The sequence below is a fragment of the Anaerophaga thermohalophila str. Valhall genome (genome assembly GCF_000250735.1).
Taxonomy (GTDB): domain Bacteria; phylum Bacteroidota; class Bacteroidia; order Bacteroidales; family Marinilabiliaceae; genus Anaerophaga; species Anaerophaga thermohalophila_A.
In genome coordinates, this window is record NZ_AHZV01000219.1 from 1 (window position 1) to 11,363 (window position 11,363).

Annotated in this window: 8 protein-coding genes; 3 read left to right on the forward strand and 5 right to left on the reverse strand. The window is 37.5% G+C overall.

What is annotated here, in order from left to right:
• Both thiD and tenA read left to right on the forward strand, forming a co-directional pair.
• Nucleotides 1–704: bifunctional hydroxymethylpyrimidine kinase/phosphomethylpyrimidine kinase (thiD, locus tag OQ5_RS0111830; protein ID WP_016777691.1), on the forward strand; the 704-nt coding region annotated here is incomplete at its 5' end.
• A 447-nt stretch (nucleotides 705–1,151) separates the two neighbouring features.
• Nucleotides 1,152–1,826 (forward strand): thiaminase II, encoded by a 675-nt coding sequence (gene tenA / locus OQ5_RS0111835; RefSeq protein ID WP_016777692.1) that lies wholly within the window; start codon nucleotides 1,152–1,154, stop codon nucleotides 1,824–1,826.
• Nucleotides 1,827–2,042: 216 nt separating this feature from the next.
• Here the strand turns inward: tenA and OQ5_RS23525 are convergent, their stop codons facing one another.
• Complete coding sequence (locus OQ5_RS23525; RefSeq protein WP_016777693.1) at nucleotides 2,043–2,195, reverse strand: hypothetical protein; 153 nt, start codon at nucleotides 2,193–2,195, stop codon at nucleotides 2,043–2,045.
• A gap of 255 nt (nucleotides 2,196–2,450) precedes the next feature.
• Here OQ5_RS23525 and OQ5_RS0111845 point away from each other — a divergent pair, with 255 nt between their 5' ends.
• A complete protein-coding gene (locus tag OQ5_RS0111845; RefSeq protein WP_016777694.1) occupies nucleotides 2,451–2,804 on the forward strand; it encodes a helix-turn-helix domain-containing protein in 354 nt (117 codons plus the stop codon).
• 27 nt (nucleotides 2,805–2,831) lie between these two features.
• Here the strand turns inward: OQ5_RS0111845 and OQ5_RS0111850 are convergent, their stop codons facing one another.
• From OQ5_RS0111850 to OQ5_RS23530, 4 genes are all read right to left on the reverse strand, one after another.
• A complete protein-coding gene (locus tag OQ5_RS0111850; RefSeq protein ID WP_016777695.1) occupies nucleotides 2,832–3,338 on the reverse strand; it encodes a hypothetical protein in 507 nt (168 codons plus the stop codon).
• Complete coding sequence (locus OQ5_RS0111855; RefSeq protein WP_016777696.1) at nucleotides 3,316–9,636, reverse strand: RHS repeat-associated core domain-containing protein; 6,321 nt, start codon at nucleotides 9,634–9,636, stop codon at nucleotides 3,316–3,318. Before OQ5_RS0111855 ends, OQ5_RS0111850 begins: the two co-directional genes overlap by 23 nt.
• Before the next feature lie 37 nt (nucleotides 9,637–9,673).
• Nucleotides 9,674–10,732, reverse strand: coding sequence for a T9SS type A sorting domain-containing protein (locus OQ5_RS0111860; protein WP_082179583.1), 1,059 nt, complete (start codon nucleotides 10,730–10,732; stop codon nucleotides 9,674–9,676).
• A gap of 14 nt (nucleotides 10,733–10,746) precedes the next feature.
• The coding region (locus OQ5_RS23530; protein ID WP_218054533.1) for a hypothetical protein at nucleotides 10,747–11,363 on the reverse strand (617 nt) is incomplete at its 5' end.

The window sequence follows — 11,363 nt, forward strand, 5'->3', positions numbered from 1 at the left end:
TGTCTGTAATAACTGCTGTTACAGCTCAAAATACAAAAGGCGTTACCGATATTTTTCCGGTGCAGTTATCAACCATTGAGAAGCAACTGGATGCCGTGATGACCGATATTGGTGCCGATGCAGTAAAAATCGGAATGTTGCATTCGAAAGAAATTATTGAACTTATTGCTGCTAAAATAAAACAGTATAAGATAAGAAATCTGGTAATTGACCCGGTTATGGTGGCCACATCGGGTGATAAGCTTTTGCAGGACGATGCCATCAGTGCACTGAAAACCATACTGCTCCCGTTAGCAAGGGTCATCACTCCAAATATTCCCGAGGCCTCTATCCTGTTTGGCAAGGCAATAACAAGTCAGTCTGATCTACCTCTTGCAGCACGAAGCCTGTCTTACAACCAAAAGGTTTCGGTAATGCTGAAAGCAGGACACCTGAGCGATGAGGCACTGAAAGATGTCTTCTTTGATGCAGAAAACGATGAAGTAATTTCTCTGGAATCGCAGCGTGTTCAGACCCAAAATACACATGGCACAGGTTGCACCCTTTCGTCGGCTATAGCATCCTTTCTTGCACGTGGCGATGATCTTAGGACTGCCATCCGGAATGGGAAAAACTATATTACACATGCTATTCAAACCGGAGCTGATTATCAAATCGGACATGGTCACGGCCCGGTGCATCATTTTTATGATTGGTGGAAATAGTAAAAGATTGTCAGATGTAAAATTCGATTATCGGTAAAACTTTTTCAAACATGTGTTCCTAACCTGAATAAGCCGGAACCAATCAAATTTATATATTATTTGTTGCCGCTCCGCAGCTTTTTGTTTTTCATATTACATAATTCAACCGTTTTGTCGCCGCTCCGCGGCTATTAACTGCTGTTATAGGGTTGGCAATACTAAAACCGCGGAGCGGTGACAGAGCGGTAACGTTACCAATAAAGTCATTAACAATTAACCGCGGAGCGGTGACAGAGCATTAATTTTGCATAAAAAACACTAATATCAGGCGTAAGACACTATGTTTTTTCAGTACAAGTCTGGGAAAAAGCTACTACAGGAAATTTAGTCAACTTAAACAAAATGTTGGTTAATTTTATACCCTGAGCGCCTAATGCCTAATAACTAATGCCTAATAACTATCCACTAATGCCTAATTACACCCCCCCTGCCGGCAGTAATACAGCCTCTTTATGGGAAAACGCAAAGGATATCATCGACCAAATTTTTGATCATCCTTTTTGCAGAGGATTGTCAGATGGCACATTGCCCGAAAACTGTTTCCGACATTACCTGGCCCAGGATATGCTTTATATCCGACAAGATGCCAGGGCATTCGCCATTCTTGCCGGAAGAGCCGATTCTGATGAAGAATTTTCTTTTTTCCTGGCTATGGCCAAAGACGGTCTGGACATCGAACGAGCTTTACACAATGAGTTATTCCCTGTTTTTCAGATAAAAAAAGCAGACAAAATGTCGAATACTTGTCGCAGATACACAGCCTGGCTGACAGAAATAAGTCTGTCGGGCGCATATTCGACAGCAATTGCAGCACTTCTCCCCTGCTTTTTGGTTTATCATGAAAACGGAATTCGTATCCGGCAAAATGGGGTGAAGAATAATCCATACCAAAAATGGCTGGACACTTACGCCGGAGATGTATATGGTAATTATGTTGATAAATATCTTCACATTGTAGAGAATATTATGAATGATTCAACCACAAGCCAAAGGTATGAAATGGTAAATGCTTTCCGAAAAAGTACGCGATATGAATTGGAATTTTTTTCGGAAGCATGGGACATCCGAAACAGTAAAGCGTAATACACCCCCCCGAATTTTATTTGCATTTCGTAATCCATTCGGAATAGGTTTCAAAGATGGAAAATAGCTTTTCTCCATGTGGTATGGGTTCCCCTTGATAATCCGACGCTATACCAAATCAATAGGTTTCTCCAGCATGGATTGATAATATTTCAGTTCCAGGTGTAACTCAAAATCACGCATATCGCACAGGGGAAGTTTCGGTTTCTCTTTCTTTTACTTATCCAAAAACAAGCATGCTGTATCCAGATAATCAGGTGCAGCCTGCAGTAATCGTTCTTCCTTGCCTTTACCTCCGGATTTCTCGACCTGTCCCAATTCCCGTATTTTGCTTTTCAGCCTCCTGTACCAATAGCCCAGCTTGCGCAAACCTGTTACGTGTTTGTATTTCCTGACAGATTTCCCCAGGTATCGCTCTGGATGGTTAAAATCCTTGTCTGTTTTTGGGTCTTATTTTCCATTGTTGATAAATTATTTTTATAGTGATTTCACTACAAAAATATATTTTACACTTTATTTACAAAAAGACCAGTCGCCATAATCTAACAATCGCTTTAAAATATGGGGCTAAATTGTAGCGTTTTCAGTATATTTGCACTGTTAATAAATTAATTTTAATTTAAAATGAGCTCACTTGCTAACAGGATTAAAGAAGGCAGGAAAAACAAAAAGCTATCCCAGCAAAAATTGGCCGAGATTGCTAATGTCCATTATACAAATATCGGGAAGTATGAAAGAGGCGAAGCCGTTCCATCATCGGCTGTTTTAAACAGGATTGCCCAGGCTTTGGAGCTTTCTCCGGATTTCTTGATGAATGGTACTATTGAAGATAAGGCGGCCAATGAGATTCATGACCAGGAACTGCTTATTCAATTCAAGAAGATTGATAAAATGCCGGAAGATAAAAAATCGTTGCTTAAAGAGTTTTTGGATTCTTTTATTTTCAAAACTACGGTGCAAGGTCTTTCTAACCAATAAAAAAGCCCGGACTTGCCGGGCTTTTTATCATATGTTACAAAATAATCGTTTTCGCTTCTCAAACAATACTCCCCGCATTTGCTTTAAAGACTTATCTATTCTTGGGGCAAGCAAACAGGTTAAAATTAATTCTTCGCCTGTTTTGAGTTTTACCACCGCATAATGATAGCCCTCTATTGCCAAAAAATGAAAGTTGCTGTTTTTGTATAGTGCTGGCGACAAATAAACGATTACCTTTTCTATTTCATCATTCTTGTAAATCGTTTCTTTACCGTCTTTTCGCCTGATTAATTCAGTATCTCTAACTTCGTATTCTTCGCCTTTGTTCTTGGACAAGTATTCTAAATGCAAGTATAGTGATGTTATTGCATCTATACTCAAACCAATTGCAAATGCTATTGTCATTCCTCTATCAAAATCAAAAAAATATAAAATAACAATCAATATAGTCGCTAGGAAAAATAAGGACTGTAAAGCTGAAAAATGATTACGAATTGTAATTGATAATACTTTATCTCCCTGGATACCACCCATTTTTTATTGCATTTTCAAAGTTCCAAATCTGATACTGAATTTCATTTCCTAAAGGAACCAACATATTATCGTAAATATATTCAAAGCCTGTTGATATTCCACCTACAGCAGCTCCTCCAACAGCTCCCCACGGACCACCAATTGCAGCACCCACACCAATGGAAGCCCCAATTGAACCCGTTCTATAAACAAATCTTCCAGTTCCAATCTCTCCCGTACTTAGAGCGTTGATATTGTAACCTACGCCTACTAATGCTCCCGCTGTTCCAAGTCTACCACCAAACCTTCCAAGACTGCTATATGTTGAGCTAAACCTTCCAAATGTTCCTATTTTGCTGGATAAGGGTAGAGCCATTCGATATTCTAACATTCCTATTTGGGTTAGGCCAATTGCGCCCGAAGCGTAACTAGCTGCATTTCCAACATCATCAATTGCCATTGGTGGATGCCAACCATCGCCTCCTTGCGAACTGGCAACATCCGCTAACGAAGAATTCCCACTCACATACGCTTCTCGATTCAATGCATCGCCTATCGCAGTATTCACTATTCCTTCATAATTATTCCCTAACTGGTTGTGATAAATATTTCCACTGTTTCCGATATAATGCCAGGTTTCTCCGGTACTGTTGATACCTGCTCCGCCCGATGAAGGAAACCAGTCTGTTTGGGCGGCCCAATTGGCAAATTGGTCTCCTTTATCCCAGAACCAGTTCCAGGCATTGCTGACTCCTTCTCCGACCCAATTAAAAAATTTATCAAACACGTTATATCCACTTGGGTCAATATAAATCATCGGATTATTCATGCAATAAGCGTATCTGTCATAATTAAGCCATTGTCCGTGTGCCTGGATATAAGGGTCTGGGCTTAGGAATCGTGAGGTTAATGGATCGTATACCCGCCCGTTCATATTAATATAGCCAAATGCATCCAAATGCTCATGCATGGTATAGCCACGGCCGGTGATACCACTTACAGGTGTTGTAATTCTTTGTGTCCAGTCATCAGGATTGCGGCGATTTCCCCAGGGATCGTAAGCAAAACGTTCAACAACATTACCGTCTTCATCAGCTATGGCTACCAGCGATCCCAAATGATCGGTATAGGCATAATACAGATTATACTTATTCCCGCTTTGCACATAAATAGCTGCAAGTCCATCTCCAGCGCTAATATAATGAATTCTACGGAAATTCTTGCCACTTATCTCTTCTTCAAAATTGGGTTGATAATACCGGGTAAAGGACTTTTCGGTATCACTATATGTCATTTTCACCCGTTGGTTATTCACCCCATACGTTATATTTAGCTCTTTTTCACCTTCTATTATTTTCTCAACCTTCGAAAAATCAGTATAATGTATTTCTCTTTGATCTGTCGAGATGGCAGACGGTTTCCCCTTTATTGATGTAAGGGCATGAGGACCTTGATCATTTTCTCCATATACCATTTCGTAGCCTATTCCGGTTTTGTTCGTAATAGTTCCCGTATTAAGGTCATAAGCAATATAACTTGTGTTTACCAAATTATCGTCCTTGTATGTCAACCAGTCTGTTAATCGATTTTGGCCGTCATAACTAAATTTTTCTTTTTGACCGGTTAAATTATCTGTAATGTACTCCAGGTTACCAGCCTGAGTAAAGTTATAATTACGGTCAATAATGGTATTTGATTTAATGGATTCTGGAAATCCCCTGTTGTCAAATGTGTAACTAACTTCCATTTCACCTTTTTTGACTTTTGTTAGTTGTCCTCCGGGATTCTCATCAATTGCTTCCCAAATCATCTTTCCGTTGTTGTCAGAAATATTTTTCGGGACTCCATATTTATTATAGCTTCTGGAAATACTATAGCCGGTGGGATAAATTTCTTTTGTCAACCGGCCATATTTGTCATAGCTTTTCTCTGATATAAATGTTTTATTTCCTTCAATGGTTTCTGTTTGTTTTATAATTCTGTCATAATCATCATACTCAAACGACCGGGAATGCTGGCCATCAAGGATAACCTTTTCAATCCTGTTGTAATCGTCATATTCATAATCAGTTATTTGCCCATTAACATCAATATAATTAATCAGCCCTCCCTTTTCATAGTTATAGGAGGTAATAACCTCGGAGTTTCCGGAATTATGAATACTCTGGATTTCTTCGATCAGTTCTCCAAACCCGTTAAATGTTTTCTCTATTACACCGGCATCGGGATCAATGACTTTTTTACAATAACCCTGCAAATTATAAGTGTATTGAACGGACTCTCCCCCTTCGGGTGTTGCAGTTTTCGTCTGTCCCGATGGCCAATATACAAATTCTACTGACTTTCCATTTATTCTGCTATTAGTCAACTGTCTTGCAGAATTAAATGATTCCTCTTTCACTCCTTCCGGAGAACTTATTTTCGTCTTCAACGGAGAATATTCAATATTAGTAGTAATATTCTGCGGTCCGGTTTGGGCAATTAACCGGCCGAAATCATCATAATCGAAAGAACTTCCATCAGTAGCATCCCCTTCCGTAAAATAGGGAAGTGATTCATAATTTACCTGGCCTTTCGTATCGTATTTTGTTAAAACCGATATCTTTTTATTGCTATGTAAACCGAAATAATCAACACGGCGCTTTCGCCCTAATCGGTCATACCATGTCCATACCGGAGTTTGCCCGTTAGTTTCCTGATACGTATAATAATATGCATTATCAGGGCCATCACTCCCAGCCCATTGTAAGACATTCACTTTATGAACACCGTTTGGAAAAGTTGTATTAACAAGTCGTCCAAATCCATCATATTCATAAGTTGTTTTACGATCTCGTTCATCTATTTTGTACTCAGGTAATCCTGTATTTTCATTATACCCGTACTTTACAAAAGTTCCTTTTGATATATCGGATTTTTTACTAATAAAACGGCTTGATGGAGTGTATTCTATTTCTATTATCCTACTTTCTCCATTAGCTTCAGTTTCGATTGTTTCGGGATAACCAAAGCCGTTATAATCTCTAAAGCGAGTTATCAACTCATTCTCATCTCCCGGATCAACAGTCTTTTGAGTAATGTTACCATTTGAATCATACTCGAAGGTTGTTTTTCTTTTATGGACACCTGAACTGTTTCTTTTGGTTACTATTAAATCGGATGGTTTGTTTTTAAAAAGACTTCCCTTTTTTAGAAAAAGTGTAGTTTGCTCTGTTACAGATATTCCTCCACCATAATTAATTGTTTTTTTTGTAAGGTTACCATCATCATCATAGGTTTCGTAATCTATAGTTTTAGTGGTATTGTTTAAATGGTCTTTCACTTTTTGTTCATCAGATCTCAAAATATACCTGTTGTGTCCATCTTCTGCAGATAAAACGGAAAACAAAAAGGTTGTTGTTTCAATTGGCGTTTTTGGGTAGCCTGCCAGGCTTTTCACCTTCTTGTAAGGAACAAGAATATTCAAATTTTCCACCAAAGAATACTGACTTTCTGTTTCAATGTCCAACCTGGAACTTTTGGATATTACCTTTTTAAACCCTAAGAAGCCTTTGCCACCCAGATGAACTTTTGCCCCTCTGTAAAAATAGCTTTGCTTGTCTCCGTTAGGAAAATCAACGGAAGAAACCACCTGAATACCACCGGCAAAGTCAGAAATGGGATAAGATGCATTGTTTTCCTTCGAATACAAAGGGTTATCCGATAAACCATAAATATTTTTACTAATCAATGGGCCATAATGAATCTGATAGGTATTATCCATTCCTTTTCTAATGGTTTTGACGGCAAGTGAATTTGAGACGTCATGAAAGTGAATTCGAGTCATTGTCTCCTTCGTATCCGAGTTTTTATATTTAAGAGTTAAATACTTTCTGCCGGTTCCTCTAAAATCTGCAAGAAATATATTTTCAATATCCTCAAAAGAAAAATTTCTTCTTTCTTCTCTCTGGACAATCCAATTATTAACATTTGCGGGACTTCTCTGTAAGTAATTAAAACCTTGATGATAAACCCTTAATGTATATGAATATTGCCGGACATCTGGTCTTATATCGTTTTTAATAATGTTATAAAGAAGGCCTTGTTCCCGGAGGTCAGATTTTAGTTCCTCAATTTCGGCGTCCCATTCTTTTCTTTCATTGTCAACATAACCTGAATATTCATTCCATAAAAATTCCGGATCATCAGGTGGAGGACCAAAAGGATATTCTTGTGAAAGCCAGCTTGTATAACTCATTACATCAAGTGAAGCCAGGTAATCAGCGTAAACAACACCAGTAAGTAATATACCGCTTCTTTGATTTGGTGAAAAATTAACAACATCGACATTCGACACTGAAACAGGCTCTGAAGTTTTATAAAATCCGCCTTTCGAATACCTGTGAGGGACAGATAGGGAGAAATCCGGAAGGCCATTTATAGTATTTACTATGTCAAAGTCTGAAATATAAAAGGCAGTTAGGGTCTCGGTTTTTGAAACTATATCGGTGACACCATCATTATTTAAATCCCCAACGAAACATTTCTCGACACTTAAATCAATTATTCTTTTCAATTTCAAACGAGTATCATCTAAAGAATAAATCCTTAAATCATTATCTCGCCTTAATAATATATCTGTTTTTCCATCTCCGTTGAAATCTCCCGGATAGACACTTTTTATAGTAGACAATAGCAAATTGTCACTTAATGAGAGTTCATTTTTTCGCTGATTTTTTAGTAAGAAAATATTGGTTTCAGTAGTAAGAATAGAGCCATTGTATCCATCCCCATCAAAATCCCCTAAAATCGGTGGTCGCATTATCTTCTGTTTAATATTAATAACATTCATCTCAAGAGTTTTCCCATCCACCGTATATGTGGCCCACGTCGGGGTTGAGGATATTTTCAAATTGACCACCAAATCATCCGCCCCATCATTGTTGAAATCTCCACAATTATACAAAAACACTGGATCCAAAATATTATACCCATTGGGAGGAATAATTTCGGTATTTTCTACTTCATACCAGGAATCCTTACCTAAACTAAAAATGCTCAACCAATACTTTTCTGTATTTGTATCATAATCCACTTTTGCAATGTTGTCTTTACCATCTCCGGTAAAGTCTCCACACACCAATGCCTTACCATTTATGTCCGGAATAGGTCTGGTTTCGGGAAAAATATTTCCCCATTCAAATACCGTTTCCGGTAATTTTTCTCCATTCCTGTTTTGGACTTCAATTTTGTAAAGTAAGGGGGTTTTCAAAGAATTTATGGCATAATTTAGTTTATATCTGCGATACTCTTTTGAACTTTTAGTTACTATTTCCTTTAGATATTTCTCCTTTTTCAACTCATTTCCGGCAATAAACTTTGGTAAAATTCCTGATGTTAATCCCATGTTCTCCAATGAGTAATATTCAAATTCTATATTACATGCAGGAGACTTACCCGTATTTTCATTCCCCGTATATTCAATTTTGGATATCCAGGTTTCTCCATCTTCCTTTGAATCATAAAAGTATCTGATATAATTGCCATTTCTGTCTTTAACTTTATTGAGGTACCATTTATAAATTCCTGCATTGTCTGATAAGGTCATTCTGGAATCTGAAGTTCTTCCAAATTCCAATATTTTCCCATCCTTGGTCTCAACTTCAAACCAAGCGGGCCCGTCTCCTGAGTTTCCTTTTGATGTGATGCGTGAATAATCTTCAATTTCAAAGCCATAAACAGCCCCATCTTTGCCATAAGAGCCAGAAATTAGCATCAATCTTTTGCCATTCATTGCAAACTTATCATTTCCGTCGAAAGAAACGGGATGACTATCTGAATCATAACAATAGCTATGATTTACTCTTTCTATACATGAAATACCGCCCAATGAAAAATTCAAACTTCCTATTCCTACACCGGCCTGACTATTATATACCAAGCTTAAAGAAGGCTTCATCCCTTTAATTCCGGGAGGACATTCAATCGGTATTTGATAGCTTGCAGCACCTGAGGCTCCAACATTGAAATTTCCGGGAATGCTTCCTACAACACTTCCCTCGTTTTTATTTTCTGTAAATTCACCTTCAGGTGTTTTATAGGTCTTATCTGAAGGAGGGAAAAGTAAAAACGGATCCACTTTAGCAGAAAAATAGTTATTCCCTGAAGCTTTATAGCTAAATCCATCTGATAATACAATAGAATCGCGGGCTATATATTTACGTGTGCCAGTTTCATTTGTATTAAGAAGAAAACTAACAGCTGGTTTCTGGCTGTCGATATCATTCATAAAAAAGAATGAAAATATGATAATGATTATGGGTAAATAAAGTTTATTCATAACAGTAAGGGTGGAATTAATTTTGAAGAATAATGAATTACTCCTTAATAATTTTATATCTCAATTCTTTTTGAGAACTTTTTAACAGCAAAATATACATTCCCGGTTCGAGTCTATTCATACTTAAAGGAAACTTACCATAAGCCTCTATTCTGCCATTCAGGAGTAATTTCCCCTGAAGGTTGAAGAAATTGTATTGGTAATTAATCTCGTCCTTGTCTCCTTGAATGCCTATATAAATTTCTCCTTTCGTGGGATTCGGATAAACAAAGACTTCATCTTCACCATTATATTCTTTAAATGGATCAGGATTTTCATCATTTCTTGAAGCCGATTTGTTCTCGAGTAGAATTTCAACATAGTGTCCGGTTCTGTTTCCCGCTTTATCATACAGAAAGACTACTTTATATCCATCTTCCCCATTGCCGGTATCTCCCGGGACTTTGTAAACAGAAATATCATCAATAAAAAGATATTTCCTAAATGAGCAACCGGTAAGTTCTTCTTCTCCCCAGGCACAGTGATATTGAAATTTTATTCTGTTTTTATCATTTAGCTGAAAACCATGCTGTTTGGAAAGTCTATGAAGATTTATGTCGTATTCATTCCATTCTCCAAATCCGGAAAATCCCATAATTTTCACATAAGTCTCCCCATCATCATCTGATATGAATATGCCTTCATTTTCATCATCTATAAAATCAGAAACATCTTGTATACAATACATGCCTTCTTCCTGATAAATTCCTTTCCATGCACCTTTTAAGAAAATTACATCATCGCCTGATAAATCTATTTTTAAAGTTGCGTCCATTATTACGTGCAGAACGCCATAACCAATTCCCGGAATAATATCACTCCAAATCATTAAAGACGATGTTCCTTCATAAGCATCAGCTGCTGAATAATAAGAATCATCAGTATTAATAATTTCATTATATCCTCCTGATGATTCCCGTTCCACAGTCCAGTTATCAAGTTCAAAGAAATACGTATGATTCTCAAAATTCATTGAGTAAGGAACCTGAGCTCTATTTTGCGCTATCATACTGAAATGCAAAAGGAATCCGATCGCTATTACTATTATGCTTTTCATTATGTTGTGATATATTATTTTGTCTCGAAAATTTCCTCAATTTGTAAAAGTCTGCTATGTAAATGCTCAATTATATCTTTCTGATTGTTGAATTTCAGTTCTAATTCTTCGACATCCTTATTTTTTTCTATCACATACAACGTCAACTCCTCAATTTTCTGCAACAGCAACTTGTTCATCTCTGCCAGGTTAACACCTGACGCTTCCAGTTCTTCGGCACTGGGAATATCCGGGAGGTGGTTATTCTTTTTAATAAATGCTTCCACTTCCTCCAGTTCTTTCAGATCATAATTTTCATCAAACACAAAATCGGCAGTATTTCCATTGGCTTCGACTCTTATCTCTGTAGCTCGAATATCACCATTCACATCAAATTTCGCCTGAGGAGATGTTACACCGACTCCAATATTGCCAAATTCATCTGGTTGCATGGTTTCCAATACCAGATTTACATCATCCATTTTTGCATCTACATAATTCTTAGACTCTTCAATTGCCTCTTCTTTTGAATTGGAAGCTATGGTGATGGCTTCTGCAATAGCTTCTTCCCGCGCTGTATTGAAAAGGTTAGTCGCCTCACTAATAGCTTCTGCCTTTGCTACATTGGATAGTTCGGTTGCTTCCATAATGG